Source organism: Nocardioides bigeumensis, from assembly GCF_039531755.1.
Lineage (GTDB): Bacteria > Actinomycetota > Actinomycetes > Propionibacteriales > Nocardioidaceae > Nocardioides > Nocardioides bigeumensis.
This window is the reverse complement of the sequence record NZ_BAAAQQ010000007.1, coordinates 132,362-149,100: the sequence shown is the minus strand read 5'-3', so window position 1 is coordinate 149,100 and position 16,739 is coordinate 132,362. Positions and strand designations below refer to the sequence as shown.

Sequence of the window (16,739 nt, the reverse complement as noted above, 5' to 3'; positions counted from 1 at the left end):
GGCTGGACGCATGAAGCAGAAGCCGGATGCGTCCCTCACGTGGGGGCAGGCGCTCAGCTGGCGGCTCGAGCGGCAGCTGCTGGACCCGGTGGGCAAGGCCTCGGTCGCCAAGGTCGTGCGCCGGCTGGGCGCGGTGCTCTCGATGGACGAGTCGCTGGCGGAGCTGGCGGTGCGCACGCGGCGTACGGCGTCGAAGCCTGGCGGGCTGGCCTCGGCCATGGCCACGGGCACGGTGATCAAGACGTTCAGCTTCCGGGGATCCATGCACTACATGGCGCCCGAGGACGCCGGGGACTACCTCGCCATCCGCGCGTCAGGTCGGCAGTGGGAGCTGCCGAGCTGGGTGGCGCACTACCGGCTCACGCCCGAGGAGTGGCCCGACTTCCGAGCGGCGGTCCGCGACGCCCTGGGTGACGGCCCCCTGACCGTGCCGGAGCTGGGGGAGCGGCTGTCCAGGACGAGGGCCTACCGCCACCTGCGGCCGGTCTTCGACGACGGCGCGGGCACCCTGGTCAAGCCGTTGTGCTGGCAGGGCGACGTCAGTCTCGGCGCCCGGCGCGACGGTCAGCTCACGCTTCAGCGGCTCGACGGCAACCCCAGGTGGACCGGGATCCCCCCGCTCGACGAGGCCGGACCGCGCGCGGTGACGGCGTACCTCCGCACCTACGGCCCGGCCCCGCTCGACAACCTGCGGTACTGGCTCGGGAAGTGCCTGAGCGCGGGCCGCCGGCTCGACTCCTGGGTCGCGGACCTCGGCGACCGGCTCGTCGCCGTCGACATCGAGGGCACCAGGGCGTACGCCGCACGCGAGGACGTCGGCGCGCTGGTCGCCGCCGAGCCGTCGAAGGCGGTGCGCTTCCTCCCCGGTCATGACCAGTGGGTGATGGGCGGGAGCACCTCGGACACCCACGTGACCCCGCCGCCCCTGCGCGACCTGATGACCCGGAAGGCGAACCCGGTCGTCCTCGGCGGGGTGGTCAGCGGAACTTGGACCCATCGAGGCGGGGACCTCGTCGTCGACTGGCTCGCCGAGGGACGCCGCCCTGCACGGGCGATCGAGCTGGAGACCGAGCGGGTGGCGGCGATCAGCCAGACGACGTAGCGGCCAGGGATCCCTTCTCAGGACGCGGTGGTCGACATGGTCGGCTGCACGTCCACGACACCCATGGAGAGCAGGATCCGCGTCGCCCGACGCAGGACGTCCCGGTAGGGCAGTCCCAGGTCGACCCGGACGCCGGCGAGCGTCCTGAGGACCAGCCCCTCCTCGTAGCGGTTGCCGTCGTCGCGGGCTGCCTCGAGGGCGGACTGGAGCAGCTCGCGGGCGTGGTGCGGGCGCCCGTCGACGGCTTCGGCGCGGGCCAGGAGGCGGAGCGCGGTGGGGGCGGCGGAGCCCAAGCTGCCGGCGTCGTCACCGACGACGAGCTTCAGCAGCGCCGCCGCCCGGTCCGTGTGCTCGGCGTCCAGGAGCACCTCGGCGAGCACGAGGTCGGTGGTCAGCACCTCCGACTCCTCCTCGAGGGCGGCGAAGAGGTCGCGGGCCTCGCGCAGGGTGTAGACGGCACCATCGAGGTCACCCCGGTCCGCGATGACCCGTGCCTGCTCGCGCCGGGCGAGGGCCACGAGCTCGTCGTCCTGGACGGCGGCGGCGTTGCGCAGCACCTCCTCCAGCAGCCCGGCAGCGTCCTGGCTGCGCCCTTGGCGGACCAAGAGCTCCGCCTGGTTGTAGAGCGCGTTCGACTCGTTGGCGGAGTCGCCGATGCGCCGGAAGATCTCAGCAGCGCGGCGGTAGTCGGCCAGCGCGTCGTTCCACTTCGACCGGTTGAAGGCCTGCACCGCCAGGTTGTTGAGGCAGTGCCCCTGACGCGGCAGGTTGCCGAGGCCGACGTACGCCCGCAGCGCCATGCGCCCGTACGGCGCCGACTCACGCCGTCCGGAGCCTGCGTGGACGGCGTTGAGCATCTCGTAGGCCTGGGCGAGCGCGTCGGCGTCCCGGGACCGTTGCGCCGCCTCGGCTGCCGTCCTTGCCCAGCGAATGGCGTCGTCGACGCGGCCCTGGCTGTAGCGGCTGAAGGCGTAGCGCCGGGCGAGCAGTGACCGGGCCACCTCGGCGTCCCGGCCCTCCAGCGGTTCGAGGGCGTGCAGACCGCGGGTGATGCGTTGCATGGCGCGGGTCAGGCGGCGTCGCCGGTGGTCGATCCGCGCTTCCTTCTCGATGATCGAGGCGAGGACGACGGGGTCGCCGCGGACGTGCCGCCGGGCGCGCGCATAGCTGGCCTCGGCGTCGTCGGTGCGGCCGAGGACGAAGTAGGAGTCGGCCAGGCGCACGAGCACGTCCGCGACGTCGAAGTCATCGGCGACGTCGGCACGTTCGGTGGACTCGACCGCGCGGGCGAGGAAGTCGATGGCGTCGGCGTGCGCGTGCTTGCGGACCGCCCGTTCACCGGCGGTCACGGAGTAGCGCCAGGCCCTCTCGAAGCGGCCTGCGTGGAAGAAGTGCAACGAGAGCAGCTCGCTGCTCGGGTCGCTGTTGTCTCCCGCCGCGGACTCGAGCCGCTGCCCGACGCTGTCGTGCAGGGTGCGGCGGCGCCGGTAGGGAAGTCCCTCGTAGGCGACGTCTCGAAGCAGGGCGTTGCGGAAGCGGACCCGCCCCGGCATGTCCCGGACCAGGAAGTGCGAGAGCCGGCGCAGCACCGCCGCCTCGTCGAGGTCGCCGACGAGGGCGCCCAGGATGCTGAGGTCGACGTTCGTGCCGAGGACCGACGCCGTGCGCAGCACCGCGCGGTCGTGCGGGTCGAGGCGGTCGATCTGGCTGGTGAGGAGCCCCTCCACCGACTCCGGCAGGTCACCGCTGCTGGGGTCCCGGGCCTCGCTGGCCAGCGCTTCGAGGAACATCGGGTGGCCCGACCCGCGCTCCGCCAGGCCGCGCAGCGCCTGGCTGGTCATCGGGACCCCGTCGAGCGCCTCCCTGACGAGATCGAGGGCGTCCGCGGCGCTCAGCGCCTGGAGCGTCACGTTCGTCACCGAGGAGGCGTCGGCGACGAAGCCCTCGTCCCCGGGCTGGCGGGTCACGACGAGGAGCCAGGGATGGCGCGCGACGTCGGACACCAGGGTGCCCAACAGGTCGGCCGAGGCGTCGTCAGCCCAGTGGACGTCCTCGAAGACCAGGACCGCCGACGCCGGCAGGAACCAGACCAGGAACTCCTTGACGACCTCCTCGAGCCGCTCCTTGCGGAACCGCTCACCGAGCTCGTCGACCTCGGGCGTGGAGGGCACCGGCACGTCCATGACCAGTCCCAGGAGGGGGAGCCACGGCAGCAGGTGCGGTGCGTCCACCTCGATCCGGTCGACCAGTCGTTCCTGGACGTCGCTGGCCAGCGCGTCGTCGGCGACGCCGAGCAGCTCCCGGAACACCGACCGGAAGGGGAAGTACGCCGTCGACGACTCGTACTCCTGGCAGGACGTCAGGATGGTCGGCACGTCGTAGAGGTCGCCGAGGAGCTCCTCGAGGAGGCGGGACTTGCCCATGCCACCCTCACCGACGACCTCCACCGCACGACCCCGGCCGTCGCGCGCGTCCGCAAGTGCGGCGCGGAGGGTCGCCAGCTCGCGGTCGCGCCCCTTGAGCGGCGTCGACCGGCGGTCCAGGACGCGGTGGCCGGCCAGCGCGCCGACGTCCGCCGCCATCACCGGCCTCGACTTGCCCTTCACCATGAAGGGGTCGAGCGGGGTGGTCTCGAAGAGCGTCTCCGAGTGCTCGATCACCTCGAGCGTCGCCAGGGCCTGGCCCGGCGCTGCCTTGCCCATCACCCGCGCCGCCAGGTTGATGGCGTCGCCCTTGACGGAGTAGGTACGCCGGAACGGCGGGCCGAAGTCCCCGGAGAAGACGCGCCCGCGGTTGACCCCGATGCGCAGCGGGATCCGACCCGCGCGGTCCAGCACGAGCCGCGCGACCCGGAGCATCCGCTCGTCGTCGTGCCCCGCGCTGCGGGGCGCCCCCGCGGTGAGCATCACCTTGCCGCCGTCGCGGTTGATGTCGGTCTCGAAGAAGGTGACCCGGTGGTCGAGGCAGGCCTCCTGCACGTTGCGGACCACGTGGTCGAGCTCCTCGGCGAGGGTCGCCGCTCCTTCGTCGCGCAACAGCGCGTCGGTGCCCGAGAACTGGACGAACGCCACCGTGATGAGGCGGTGCTCGGTCTCCCGCGTCCCGGACAGCAGGTGCTCGCGGATCTCGACGGGGAGAACCTCGGCCGCGGGCGGGCCGACACCGGTGACGGAGTCGACGTCGACCTCGATCTCCTCGAGCGGCAGCACGCTGCGCAGCAGCCGCCCACCAGGCACGGCATCGCCCAGCGCGCGCGGGGAGACCAGTGCCGCGGCCGCGTCGCTCAGCGCGATCTGGCCGGCTTCCGCCACCGACTCCAGCTCGGCGGTCGTGCTGGCGCCCGGGCCGCTGATCAGCAGCTCACGATGGACCTCGGGGTTGCCGACGAGGAAGAAGTCGAAGTCCCCGCTGTGCACCCCGACCGACATCCGCAGGGCGCCTGTCGCTGAGGACCTCCGGCCGCGGTCGCGGAGGGTGGCCCGCATGCGGTGGGCCGCCCGGGCCGCCCGAGACGCGTGCTCGGGGCCGCGGAAGAGGAGCAGGACGGCGTCGCCGCCCCACTTGACCAGGTCCGCCCCGTGCAGTCGCGCATCCGCGAGAAGAGCGGCGAAGGTCGCGTTCAGGACGTCGCTCATCTCCTCCGCGCCGACCTTGCCCTTGCGGGCCAGTCGCTCGGTCAGGGCGGTGAAGCCGGAGATGTCGACGAAGGCGAGGGAGCCGGTGACCCGCATGTGGCGTGGGTCCTCGGGTCCAGGGTCCCAGGCGCGCAGCAGATCCGGCACGTACGCCCGGAGCTGGGCGTCGTGCTCGTCCGAGGTGGAGGACGGCTGGCTCAGGGGCGGCTCCGCTCCGGCCTTCGCAATCGAGGCGACAGGTCAGCCCACGCTGACCCGGGCATCGCGGTCGAAGAGGAAGTAGAGGTAGGTGTCGCCAGAACCGTCCCGCTTGCTCTGGACGTAGTCCACGCAGGGGACGCCGGCCGCCGGCAGGGTGCCCTTAGCCGGACAGGCGGCGGCGTCGGCGAGGTTGCCGTTGCCGTCGAGCGAGAAGTTGAGACTGCTCTTCTGGATGCCGCCGGAGCCGCACAGCGACTTGTCGCACTTCACCAGCATGGTCGCGGGGGAGCCCGGACCGTAGCCGAGCCCGTCCATGCCGGCGAGGAGCTGCAGCACGACACCAGCACCCTTGAGGCAGGGCGCGTAGGCATCGTTGGCCGTGCCGCACTTGCCGGTCGAGAGGACGACCTGCCCGCCCTGGGCACCGAAGGGCAGGGTGATGATCCCGCAGACCGGCTCGGCGACGGTGGCTTCGGTGCAGGCCTGCGAGCCGCCGATGCCCCGCTGGTAGTCGCCGGTGGCCGTGTTGTCGGAGAGCACGAGACTGAGGACGTCGAAGACCTCGTTCTCGTGATTGTCGGCGCTGTCGCCCACGATGTCCGACGCCTTCTTGCCCGTGGCGAAGTCGTCGACGGTCACGACCACCTGGTTGACGACGCTGTTGACCCGTGCAGTGAGCGCGGCGTTGGTCGCACCGCTCGGGGCAGTCGCGTCGAGCACCGTGATGGACCCGACGTTGGTGGTGACCTTGAGCGGGGTGTCCTTGTTGAACGCCGCGGCCTCGGCACCGTCGGAGAAGCTGACGTTGACCGTGATCACGTCGCCCACCTGCACGAGCAGGTTGGGAATGGCCGGGTTCGGTGTGTCAGGCGGCGCAGAGCGCGGCGACGTGATCGAGTCGATCGTGATCTTGGTGGGCGCTGGAAGCGCACCGGCCCCGGCGTTCTCGGTTCCGAGCACGACGAGCGCGCCGAGCAGAGCAACCAGGGCCGAGAAAAGGACAGAGGTACGGCGGACGGCTGTGTGCGTAGGCATGAAGACCGGCTTTCGAACGCGACTTTAGTCTCCCCCCCGGAGACCGCCTCAGCGTCGCTCGCTTGCGGACTGCGGTCCAGTCCGTTCTCCAGCCGGTCCAGACCAGTTGTGCGGCCTCCAGGGACGGTGACGTTGCCTCCGACGGCGCCGCAGTGCTTGGGTCGGACCCATGACGCAGCTCCTCGACGCCGACTACCTCGTCGTGGGGGCGGGGGCCATGGGGATGGGCTTCACCGATGCGCTCGTCGAGCGCGCGGACGTCAAGGTCGTCATGGTCGATCGCCGGCACGGCGTCGGGGGGCACTGGCTCGAGGCGTACCCCTTCGTGCGCCTGCACCAGTCGTCGTCCTTCTACGGGGTCGCCTCGACGGTGCTGGGTGGCAGGCGCAAGCAGACCACCGGCCCGGAAGTGGGACTGGACGAGCGGGCGGACCAGCCGAAGATCTGCGCCTACTTCTCCGACGTGCTGGCCGACAGGCTGGTCGGCTCCGGCAAGGTCGAGCTCCTCACCGGCACCGACTACGTCGGCGACCGCACCCTCGTGTCGAGGGTCTCGGGCAAGACGTTCACGGTGCCCGAGCGATGCCGCGTGGTCGACGCCCGCTACCTCTCGCCCGACATCCCGGCCGAGCTGCCACCCAGGTTCGAGGTCGGCGACGGAGCGAGCGTGATCCCGATCAACGACGTGGTGCACCTCCAGGAGGCACCGAGCCAGTACGTCGTCGTGGGTTCGGGGAAGACCGCGACCGACGCCATCGTCTGGCTGCTGGGGCGTGGCGTGGATCCCGACGACGTCTGCTGGGTGCGGCCGCGGGATCCGTGGATGCTGAACCGCGCACTGATCCAGCCGGACCGGCTGATCTACCTCGGCATGTTCGCGGACCTGCTCGAAGCGGCCGCATCCGCGCCGACGCTGCCCGACCTCTTCCTCCGTCTCGAAGAGCTCGGGATCATGCTGCGCCTCGACCCGGCGGTGACGCCGACGATGGCCAAGTCCCCGACGCTCGGCGTATGGGAGCTGGAGCTCTTGCGCAGCATCGAGAACGTCGTGCGGCACGGCCACCTGAAGGCCGTCGAGCGCGGACGTCTCGACTTCGCCGACGGCCCGGTCCCGGTGGCGCAGGACGCCGTCGTGGTGAACTGCGCGGCGGACGGGCTGAAGAACCCGCCGCGGTTGCCCATCTGGGAGCCGGGGAAGATCACCATCCAGCCGGTCCGCGCCGGGTTCCCGTGCTTCGGCGCCGCGGTGACCGGCTACGTCGAGGCCACCCGCGACGACGACGCCGATAAGAACCGGCTGTGCGCGCCGTCGTCGTACGGCAACTCGCTCGAGCAGTGGGCGGCCATGAACGTCCTCGGAGTCCGCAACATGGGGGCGCTCGGCGCGGAGCCCGACCTCCAAGAGTTCGCCGACACGGTGGCGCTGAACCCGTCCGGCGTCCCCTCGGACCACGCGTCGTCCCCTGAGCTGGACGCCGTGCGCGCGCGGCTGCGTGCTCATGTGGGACCGGGGATCGAGCGGCTCGCCCAGCTCTCGGACCTGGGACGGTAGCTGACGCGTCAGCGGCGCAGCTTCCCATCGTCGAGAATGACCGGGTGGGCGGTCTCGGGGCGCAGGAGGGCTTTCCGTCCCGGGACTTCACGCGTTTCTGGTGGGGTGAGTCGGTGTCGTCGTTCGGCACCTACGTCACGCTGCTCGCACTCCAGACGATCGTCGTCCTGACGCTCGACGGCACCGCGCAGGACGTCGGCTGGCTCAGCTCGGCGCGATGGCTGCCCTACCTGCTGCTCGGTCTCGTGGTCGGGGCGCTCGTCGACCGGTGGCGCCGGCGGCCCGTCATGGTGGCGACCGACCTCGTGCGGGCCGCGCTGCTCGTCTCGATCCCGCTGGCGTGGGCGGCGGACGTGCTCTCGATGCCGCTGCTGCTGGTGGTCGTCGCGCTCTACGGGGCCGCGTCGTTGGTCAACGACGCTGCGTCGCAGTCCTTCCTGCCGCGACTGGTGCCCCGACAGCACCTGCAGCCGGCGCACGCCCGGATCGACGGTGCCGACGCGGTGGCGCAGGCAGCAGGCCCCGCGCTCGCGGGCGCGATGGTGAAGCTGCTCGGGGCTCCTGTCGCCGTGCTCGTCGACGCGGCGACGTACGTCTTCTCGGCGGTCGCCGTGCTCACGCTCCGGGTGGAGGAGCCCGCGGGAGTCCCCAGCGAGACGCCGAACATCCGGCGCGAGATCGGGGAAGGGGTCCGCTGGGTCTATCGCGGGTCCGGCCTGGCCCGCCTCGCCACGGCGACGCACGTGTGGTTCGCCGCCAACGCGGTCATCGGCGCCGTGCTGGCGCCCTATGCCCTGCTCACCCTCGACCTCAACCCGTTCCAGTTCGGCATCGCGACCGCCCTGGGTGGTGTGGGCGCGCTTGCTGGCGCGGTCACGTCCGGCGCGGGTGGCCGGCTGCTCGGGACCGGCATGGCGATCATCTCCGCGCACGTGGTGTCGACCGTCGGCGTCGTGCTGATGGTCCTGGCGGGCCTGGGGTCGACCGGGTGGGTCGCGGTGGCCGTTCTCGGTGCGGGCCTGGCTGCGCACGGGTTCGGCATGGGCTTCAGCAACTCGCACGAGATGAGCTATCGCCAGATCCTGACGCCCGACGAGCTCCAGGCGCGGACCAACACGACCATGCGGTCCTTCAACAGAGCCGTCGTCGTGGTGGTGGCACCGCTCGGCGGCCTGCTCGCGGACCAGACGAGCAACCGGACCGCACTCGTGGTCGCCGCGGTCGTCTTCGCGCTCGCTGCCGCCATGCTGGTGGCCTCGCCGTTCCGTCGCGTCCGCCAGGACCTGTCGGATCGCCGGCCGGCGTCGTAGTAGCCCGGAGTCTCAGCAGGCCGGAGTCTCAGCAGGCCGGGGTCTCAGGAGGAGGTCTCGTCGGCGAGCTCGGTGAGCACCCAGCGCAGCTGCTCCTCGGTCAGGGGCCCCGGCGCACCTGCTGGGCGCTCGGCGCTGGCGAGCCGGCGTACGACGTCGAGCAGGAACTCGCGTCCGTCGGGAGCGGCATGGGCCGCGGCGGCCAGGCCGCGGAAGGTGGCAGGGCTCACCGCCGAGCGCGCGAGAGGCGCGTCGGAGACGGCGTAGGTACGTGGACCGTGGTCGGGGACTCCCACCCGGCCGACTTTAGTCGCGTGCACACCGGGCCGACGAGGCTGGCGACTGATGACCTCCGGACGGCGCTCGTCGGTGCGGTCGGCTTGCGGTTTGGTCCCAGACCGCATGTTTCAGCGTGAGATTTCTGCGGTTGGTGACCAAACCGCAGAACTCCCGCTCGGCGAGATCGGCGGGTGATGACCACACTGCCCCGGAGGCGAAGGCGCCACCGGGTCGGGTCTCAGGCGGACTGGGCGAGCTCGGGCGCGCGGTGGCGTCCGGTCCGCACCGCGCGCGCACCTCGATCGGTGCGAGCGGCCAGGGCGAAGTACTCGATCAGGTCTTCGGCGATGTTGACCAGGGTTGGCGTAGGTGGCGCGTCGGCGACGGCTGCGTTGGGGGGCATGTGGAGGGGACGGGCCAACCTCCCCGGCGTGACGTCACTCGTGGCAAAGCCTGGGCCAGACGTACAGACCAGTGGACGCGGATCGCACCATCTGCGTCATAAGCCCCCGTCGCGTCGTCTCTTGTAGTAGCTGCGCGGCGTCGCCCGCGCCCTGTCCCCCCGAGGGCGTGGGCGTCGCCCGCCGAGCCGGGCGTCCATCAGACAGGCCCTTTCGGTCGGGCCCTGTCGGTCTGGCCCTGTCGGCGACTTCTATCGGTCGGGCCCTGTCGGCTCCCGCATCTACGGTGAGCGCATGAGCGACTTCGCGACCAGGCTGCTCACGCCCGAGACCTGGGACGACTTCGCCTCCCTCGTCGAGGCCAACAACGGCGTCTGGGGCGGCTGCTGGTGCATGGGTTTCCACGCCGAGGGTTTCAGCGGCACCCGCGAGGGCAACCGAGAGGCCAAGCGCGAGCACACCTGGCGCGGGACCGTCCACCAGGTGCTCGTCTACGACGGCGACCAGTGCGTGGGCTGGTGCCAGTTCGGTTCGCCCGGGGAGCTGCCGCGGATCAAGAACGCCGCGAAGTACGACGCCGGTGTCGACCAGCTCCCCGACTGGCGGATCGGCTGCATCTTCACCGGCAGCAAGCACCGCGAGAGGGGCGTCGCGAGGGCGGCCGTCCGTGGAGCGCTGGACGAGATCCGCGCCGCGGGTGGTGGGGTGGTGGAGGCCTATCCGGAGCAGAGCGACGATCGCAAGCCGCAGCGGGGTGCCTACTTCCACACCGGCCCGGAGGAGCTCTACACCGGGTTCGGTTTCGCGCGCGAGCGGCAGATCGCCAAGTGGCGTTGGGTCATGCGACTCGAGATCTGAGCAGCCGAGCCGAAGGCAAAGTATCTACGGAAGGGTGAATACGGCGCCGCCATCACCGACGTACCCTGCGTACCACAGGGGAGTCCTCGACCGTCTCGGCTCGAGCAGATCGAGTGGTCGAGGGCGCAAACGATCACCGGGATCGAGTCGGGGCCACGCACGTCGTGCGTGGCCCTTCCCCTGCGAGGACCCTCCCACGTCGAGCCGACCGCGACGGCCGACAACTCCCTAGCGCAAGGTCGGTTCCGAAGACCAGGGAAAGTCGACCCACTTGTCGGTCTGCCGCCAGGCGTAGTCGGGCGGCACCACCGTCCACGGCTTCTCGTAGATGACGGCGATCCGCGTCTCGGCGACGTGGTCGGCGCAGTAGGCCCGCACGTGCTCCAGCGTCTTCCCGGTGTCGGCGACGTCATCCGCGATGAGCACCCTCAGCCCGGAGAGGTCGACCGCGGACGGCGTCGGCGGCAGCATGATCGGGACGTCGAGACGCTCGCCGACGCCGGTGTAGAACTCCACGTTGACCGCCGACAGGTTCTTGACGTCGAGGGCGTAGCCGAGCCCCATCGCCAGCCCAAGGCCGCCACGCGCGATCGCCAGCACGATGTCCGGCTCGAACCCGCTGTCCACGATCTCGGTCGCGAGGTCGCGCACCGCGGTACCGAAGAGCTCGTACGTCAGGACCTCTCGTTCGGGCGCCGTCATGCCCGCCATCATCGCGGCTTGCGGCTAGGTTCTCGCCCGTGGGTCTCGTGGATCAGATCGGCTACCAGCTGCCGTCGGCCAACCGCGCGCAGCGGCTGGTGCAGCGTGTGGCGGCGACCCGCGCAGGGGCGTGGGCCCTGTCTCGGGTGCTGGCGGTCCTGGACAGTCGCGTGCAGCGGGTCACCCGCGGCCGGCACACCCTTCCCGGCCTGCTGGCGGGCCTGCCGGTCATCGACCTGACGACCACGGGCCGTCGCAGCGGCGTGCGGCGTACGACGCACCTCATCGCGGCGCCGTACGGCGGCACCCTGGCGCTGATCGGCACCAACTTCGGCCAGAGCAGCACCCCGGCATGGGTGCTGAACCTCGAGGCCGAGCCGCGTGCGCAGGTCGGCTACCGCGGCGCGACCGCCGAGGTCGTCGCCCGAGTCGCCGACGACGCCGAGGCGGCGGACATCCTCGCGGCGGCCGAGCGTCTCTACATCGGGTTCGGGAAGTACCAGGACCGGATCACCGGTCGGCGGCTGCGGGTCTTCGTCCTCAGACCGGTGACCGACCCGTAGCCCCAAGGAAGTCAGCGATCAACAGGTTGACCAGCCCCGGCCGCTCCTGCATCAGCATGTGGCTCGCGCCGGGGACGATCGCCACCTGAGCACCGGGAACGGACGCAGCGATGAGCAGGGTGTGGTCGGTCCGGATCGCGTCGTGCTGCCCCGCCATCACGAGCGTCGGCGCGCGCACGGCGGCCAGTGACTCGGGTGCGATCTGCGGCTGGCTCAACCACATCGCCATCAGCTTCTCCATGACTACGTCGCCGTGGGCCGGCCCGTCGGGCGAGAGGCGGTCGTACGCCGCCCGGATGCCCCATTCGTCGAGGTCGGGCGCGTCCTGATGGTCGGAGGCGGCACCCTCTGACGAGGTCTCCTCGACGAAGCCGCCCGGGTCGAGGTTGCCGCTGATCGCGACGAGGGAGCGAACCCGGTCGGGATGGTCCCGGGCCAGCAGCAACCCGATAATCGCGCCGTCGCTGAAGCCGACCACGTGGGCCGGCCCGACCTCGAACGCGTCGAGATAGGCGAGCGTGTCGGTGACCATGCCCTCGAACGAGATGGGTCCGTCCCGGTCAGGGGTGCGACCGTGCCCCGGGCGCTCAGGGGCGTGCACCTCGTAGGAGGACGCGAGGTGGTCGAGCTGCGACTGCGTCAGCTCGATGGTGCAGAAGCCGCCGTGCAGCAGCACCACCGGCTCACCTGCTCCATGGACCTCGTAGTAGGACTTGATGCCGTCCAGGTCGACGTAGGGCACGTCAGGCCATCGGCTCTCGACTGATCGCCGGCTGCTCGACCACCGGTCTTGCACGCGGGACGACCATCGGCTTGCCGGTCTCGGGGTCCGCGACGATCCGGCAGGGAAGCCCGAAGGTCTGCTCGATCAGGTCCTCGTCGACGATCGCGGTCGGGTCGCCGACGGCCTGCACCTTCCCGCCACGCATGACGATCAGGTGGTCGGCGTACCTGATCGCCAGGTTGAGCTCGTGCATCACCACCACGATCGTCATGTCGCGGGAGGTGCGCACCGTCTCGCACAGCTCGAGGACGTCGAGCTGGTGGGCGAGGTCGAGGTACGTCGTCGGCTCGTCGAGCAGGAGCGTCTGCGTCTGCTGGGCCAGGACCATCGCGAGCCACACACGCTGTCGTTCGCCGCCGGACAGCTCGTCGACGGCCCGCTGCGCGAACTGGGTGACACCGGTGGCCGCCATCGCCTCGTTGACGATGACCTCGTCGTCACGGGACCACTGGCGCAGCAGCTGCTGATAGGGGTAGCGGCCCCGTGACACCAGATCGGCGACGGTGATGCCGTCGGGGGCGATCGGGCTCTGCGGGAGCAGCCCGAGCCGCCGGGCCACGGCCTTGGTCGGCTCGGAGCGGATGTCGGCACCGTCGAGCAGCACGGTGCCGCGCTCGGGACGCATCATGCGCGCCAGCGCTTTCAGCAGCGTGCTCTTGCCGCACCCGTTCGGGCCGATGATCATCGTCAGCGAGCCACGTGGGATCTCGACGTGGAGGTCCTCGGCCACCACGACGGACTCGTAGCGCAGGTGCAGGCCGTCGCCGACGAGGACGGGGTCCTGGCGTGGCGGGTCCGTCGGACGAAGAGATCCAGCCGTGGAGATCGTCTGGGGCAGTGTCGTCTCGGAAGTCATCCGATCCTGCTCCTTCCTTCGCGAGCGATGAGCCAGGCCAGGTAAGTGCCGCCGAGGGCCAGGGTGGCGATGCCGACGGGCAGGTCGGCGGTGGGCACGAGCTTCTGGGCCGCGGTGTCGCTGGCCAGCAGCAGGAGGGCGCCGACGAACATCGACGGGATCACGCGAACCGTGGGCGAGCCGGTGAGCCGACGGGCGATCTGCGGGGCGGCGAGGGACACGAACGTCACGGGACCGGCGCAGAGGACCGCGACCGCGCAGAGCGCCGCGCCGAAGCCGAGCGCCGTCATCCGGTTGCGGTCCACGGAGGCCCCGAGAGCACGGGCCGCGTCGTCGCCCATCTCGGCCATCCGCAGTCCAGGACCCAGTGCGACGAGCACAGGCCCGAGCAGGAGCAGACCCACCAGCCCGATCCGGACCTCGTCCCAGGTGCGCCCGTTCAGGCTGCCCGTCAGCCAGATGAAGGCCTCTTGGGAGCTGATGATGTCGGCCTTGAGGATCAGGTAGGAGATGAAGGACGCCAGGACCGAGCTGATGCCGATGCCGATCAGGATGAGTCGGTAGCCCTGGACGCCGCCGTTGCGGAAGGCGAGCAGGTAGACCAGGACGGCGACGCCCAGGCCGCCCGCGAGCGCGGCGGCGGTCACCGCCAGGTCGGCGGCGTCGAAGACGACGATGGCGAGGACGGCGCCGAACGCCGCGCCGAAGGTGAAGCCGATGATGTCGGGACTGCCCAGCGGGTTGCGCGTGACGCTCTGGTAGACCGCCCCGCTCGCGCCGAATGCGGCGCCGGCGAGCACGGCGGTGATCGAGCGGGGGAGCCGGAGGGTGTAGACGATGAACTCCTCGCCGGGATCGCCCTGGCCGCTCAGGGTCGCCCAGACCCGCCCCAACGGGAGCGGGAAGTCGCCCGACGCAAGTTGCCAGACCATGAGCGCGGCGGTGGCCGCCAGTACGCCGATGCACACCACGAGCGACCGGCTCTCGACACGCACCCGCAACCGTCCGGGCAACGCGACGTCGAGGCGGCCCGTCACTCGGGTCGTGGCCAGGTCGTCGCCCCGCTCCAAGGTGGACGTCACAGCTCGGCCAGTCGACGGCGGCGGACGATGGCGATGAAGACCGGGGCTCCGATGACGGCGGACACGACGGACACCTCGAGCTCGGACGGCCACAGCACGAGGCGGCCGATCACGTCGGCGACGAGCACGAGCACCGCGCCGGCCACCATGGAGTAGGGGAGGATCCACCGGTGGTCGGGCCCGGTGAACGCGCGAACGGAGTGCGGGACGACCAGGCCGATGAAGGCGATCGGTCCGGTCACCGCGGTGGCTGCGCCACACAGGAGGGTGGTGGCGACGATCCCGGCGACGCGGACCCGCCCGACACGGGCGCCGAGCGCGGCGGCGAGGTGGTCGCCCAGGGCGATGGCGTTGAGGGCCGGCCCGAGGCACAGCGCGAGGGCGAAGCCGACGAGCAGGAACGGCAGCACCTGCGTGACCACTGTCGAGTCCACGGCCTGCAGAGAGCCGACGGTCCAGGACCGGTAGCCGTTGAACGCGATCCCGTTGGTGAGCACGACGGCCGAGATGACGCCGGTGAGCACGGCGGTGATGGCGGCACCGGCGAGCACGAGTCGTACCGGGGAAGCGCCGCCCCGGCCTGCCGACCCGAGCAGGTAGACGACCACGGTCGCCACGGCCGCGCCGATCAAGGCGAACCAGACGTACTGCTCGAGCTGGGTGATCCCGAGGAAAGCGACGGCGAGCACGACCGCGCAGGCCGCGCCGGCGTTGACGCCGAGCAGCCCGGGATCGGCGAGCGGGTTGCGGGTGAGCGCCTGCATCAAGGAGCCGGCGAGTCCCAGAGCGGCTCCGACGAGCACAGCGGCGATCGTGCGCGGCACGCGGAGGTGCCGCACGATCAGGTCGGCCTCGCTGTTGCCGCCGTTGATCAGGGAGTCCCACACCGTCGAGGGGGCGAGGGTGCGCGCCCCGATGCCGAGACTGAGCGCGACCGCAACGAGCAGCGCGGCGAGACCGACGGCGAGCCCGGTGACGAGCAGGCCGCGCGAGCGGCGCACGTCGTCGGCGGTGCTGGTAGGCGCGGGGCGGCTCGCCAACGCCGTCGCGGTCATCGCACCTCCCGGATCGCCATCGGCCCGCCCTCTCCTGTCGGTCTGTGCTCTCCCGGGAGCACCGCGCCGTCCAATGGATCAGGCCCCATCCTCGGCGACCGGGCTCTCCCCGGCCAGGGCCGCCTCGATGAGCGGCAGGCCCGTCTCGATGGCGTGGGGGCCGCTGAGCACCGTGGCCCAGTCCATGGCCCAGAAGAAGGACGCGTCCTTGGTGTAGGTGGTCCACACGACGTTGCCGTTCTTGACGGAGGCCAATCGGGAGACCACCGGGTCGGCCTGGAGGTCGGGGATCGCTCCTTCGTCGGTGGTCCACACGACCAGGTCGAGGCCGCCGACGAGGTCGAGCTCCTCGGCGCTGATCTCCTTCGAGTACTCGTCGCCGGTGATCTCCGACAGCTCGGGCGCCGCGGCGAAGCCGACGGAGGTCAGGAAGGTCGTGCGCGGGGCGTTCTCGCCGAGGACGTAGAAGGCGCCGGTGTAGGACTCCGCGTGCACGGCCGTGAGTCCCTCCCACTCGGGATGCTCCTCGCGGATCTGCGCGAACTGCGCGTCGAGGGCGTCGACGGCCGCCTGTGCCTCGGCCTCCTTGCCGACGGCCCGACCGATCAGGAGGGTGTGCGGGCCGTAGGGGACGGCGCTGTCCTGGTAGCCCTCCGGCGGGCCTACGACCGGCGCGATCTCGGTGAGCGTCTCGTAGTCCTTCTTCGAGATGCCCCCGGAGACCATGGTGATGAGGTCCGGCGCGAGCGCCGCGATCTTCTCGAACTCCAAGTCGTAGAAGCGCACCTGCTTCATGTCCTGGCCCAGCCCCGTCTCGTTCCACGGGAAGATCGGGTCGTACCAGTCGTCGAGGAACGAGCCGATCGCGATCGGGGTGACGCCGAGGGCGACCAGCGGGTCGCAGTCGGTCTGGCCGAGCGCGAGGACGCGCTGCGGCGCCGACTCGATGGTGGTCTCGCCGAAGCGGTGGCTCACGGTCACCGGGAACGCTGCCGGGGCGCTCTCGGTGTCGCCGGGGTCACTGGGGTCGGGGTCGGCTGCGACGGGGTCGTTGGCGTCGTTCGTGCACGCCGCGAGGGTGACGGCGGCGAAGCCACCGCCGATGGCGGTGAGGAAGCCGCGCCGGTGTACTCCCGTGACCAGTCCCCGAGTGAGTGGTCCGCTGGTCAGGGAGGTCTTCGAGCGGTCTGGACGGGTCATCGATCAGTCCTCTGGTTCATCGTGCGATTCCGGAAGGGTAGGGGCGCCGCGGTCGCGGACGCCTTATCGAGGTCCACCGACCTCGGGATACGGGTTGTGCTGCTCGACAAGACCCGATGCCGGC

General features: G+C 71.2%; 15 protein-coding genes. 5 read left to right on the top strand and 10 right to left on the bottom strand.

Going from position 1 to position 16,739, the window contains the following annotated elements; genetic code table 11:
- Positions 1-10 precede the first annotated feature (10 nt).
- Positions 11-1,102 carry a DNA glycosylase AlkZ-like family protein gene (locus ABD295_RS07690; RefSeq protein ID WP_344303093.1) on the top strand — a complete coding sequence of 364 codons (1,092 nt, stop codon included), beginning with the start codon at positions 11-13 and terminating at the stop codon, positions 1,100-1,102.
- A 17-nt stretch (positions 1,103-1,119) separates the two neighbouring features.
- On the opposite strand, the gene ABD295_RS07685 is transcribed toward ABD295_RS07690, so the two are convergent.
- Complete coding sequence (locus ABD295_RS07685; protein WP_344303092.1) at positions 1,120-4,833, bottom strand: AAA family ATPase; 3,714 nt, start codon at positions 4,831-4,833, stop codon at positions 1,120-1,122.
- Positions 4,834-4,977: 144 nt separating this feature from the next.
- The gene (locus tag ABD295_RS07680; protein ID WP_344303091.1) at positions 4,978-5,973 is read right to left on the bottom strand and encodes a hypothetical protein; all 996 of its coding nucleotides are present in this window, start codon (positions 5,971-5,973) and stop codon (positions 4,978-4,980) included.
- A gap of 169 nt (positions 5,974-6,142) precedes the next feature.
- Here ABD295_RS07680 and ABD295_RS07675 point away from each other — a divergent pair, with 169 nt between their 5' ends.
- Positions 6,143-7,525 (top strand): NAD(P)-binding protein, encoded by a 1,383-nt coding sequence (locus ABD295_RS07675; protein WP_344303090.1) that lies wholly within the window; start codon positions 6,143-6,145, stop codon positions 7,523-7,525.
- Between the two features lie 44 nt (positions 7,526-7,569).
- Positions 7,570-8,835: an MFS transporter gene (locus tag ABD295_RS07670; protein WP_344303089.1), complete on the top strand. Its 1,266-nt coding sequence runs from the start codon at positions 7,570-7,572 to the stop codon at positions 8,833-8,835.
- A 44-nt stretch (positions 8,836-8,879) separates the two neighbouring features.
- On the opposite strand, the gene ABD295_RS07665 is transcribed toward ABD295_RS07670, so the two are convergent.
- Both ABD295_RS07665 and ABD295_RS07660 read right to left on the bottom strand, forming a co-directional pair.
- Complete coding sequence (locus tag ABD295_RS07665; protein WP_344303088.1) at positions 8,880-9,131, bottom strand: hypothetical protein; 252 nt, start codon at positions 9,129-9,131, stop codon at positions 8,880-8,882.
- A gap of 221 nt (positions 9,132-9,352) precedes the next feature.
- Positions 9,353-9,517 (bottom strand): hypothetical protein, encoded by a 165-nt coding sequence (locus ABD295_RS07660; protein WP_344303087.1) that lies wholly within the window; start codon positions 9,515-9,517, stop codon positions 9,353-9,355.
- A gap of 292 nt (positions 9,518-9,809) precedes the next feature.
- Between ABD295_RS07660 and ABD295_RS07655 the strand changes: the two genes are divergently transcribed.
- A complete protein-coding gene (locus tag ABD295_RS07655; RefSeq protein WP_344303086.1) occupies positions 9,810-10,373 on the top strand; it encodes a GNAT family N-acetyltransferase in 564 nt (187 codons plus the stop codon).
- A 228-nt stretch (positions 10,374-10,601) separates the two neighbouring features.
- Here the strand turns inward: ABD295_RS07655 and ABD295_RS07650 are convergent, their stop codons facing one another.
- A complete protein-coding gene (locus ABD295_RS07650) occupies positions 10,602-11,075 on the bottom strand; it encodes a phosphoribosyltransferase (RefSeq protein WP_344303085.1) in 474 nt (157 codons plus the stop codon).
- 38 nt (positions 11,076-11,113) lie between these two features.
- Here ABD295_RS07650 and ABD295_RS07645 point away from each other — a divergent pair, with 38 nt between their 5' ends.
- A complete protein-coding gene (locus ABD295_RS07645) occupies positions 11,114-11,638 on the top strand; it encodes a nitroreductase family deazaflavin-dependent oxidoreductase (protein ID WP_344303084.1) in 525 nt (174 codons plus the stop codon).
- Here ABD295_RS07645 and ABD295_RS07640 read toward each other — a convergent pair.
- From ABD295_RS07640 to ABD295_RS07620, 5 genes are all read right to left on the bottom strand, one after another.
- Positions 11,616-12,380 carry an alpha/beta fold hydrolase gene (locus ABD295_RS07640; protein WP_344303083.1) on the bottom strand — a complete coding sequence of 255 codons (765 nt, stop codon included), beginning with the start codon at positions 12,378-12,380 and terminating at the stop codon, positions 11,616-11,618. The genes ABD295_RS07645 and ABD295_RS07640 overlap by 23 nt on opposite strands.
- Before the next feature lies 1 nt (position 12,381).
- Positions 12,382-13,278, bottom strand: coding sequence for an ABC transporter ATP-binding protein (locus ABD295_RS07635; RefSeq protein WP_344303082.1), 897 nt, complete (start codon positions 13,276-13,278; stop codon positions 12,382-12,384).
- Positions 13,275-14,360, bottom strand: coding sequence for a FecCD family ABC transporter permease (locus tag ABD295_RS07630; RefSeq protein ID WP_344303081.1), 1,086 nt, complete (start codon positions 14,358-14,360; stop codon positions 13,275-13,277). Before ABD295_RS07630 ends, ABD295_RS07635 begins: the two co-directional genes overlap by 4 nt.
- Positions 14,357-15,415 (bottom strand): FecCD family ABC transporter permease, encoded by a 1,059-nt coding sequence (locus tag ABD295_RS07625; RefSeq protein ID WP_344303080.1) that lies wholly within the window; start codon positions 15,413-15,415, stop codon positions 14,357-14,359. The genes ABD295_RS07630 and ABD295_RS07625 overlap by 4 nt, the downstream gene beginning before the upstream one ends.
- A gap of 78 nt (positions 15,416-15,493) precedes the next feature.
- Positions 15,494-16,615, bottom strand: coding sequence for an ABC transporter substrate-binding protein (locus ABD295_RS07620; RefSeq protein ID WP_344303079.1), 1,122 nt, complete (start codon positions 16,613-16,615; stop codon positions 15,494-15,496).
- Positions 16,616-16,739: the final 124 nt, after the last annotated feature.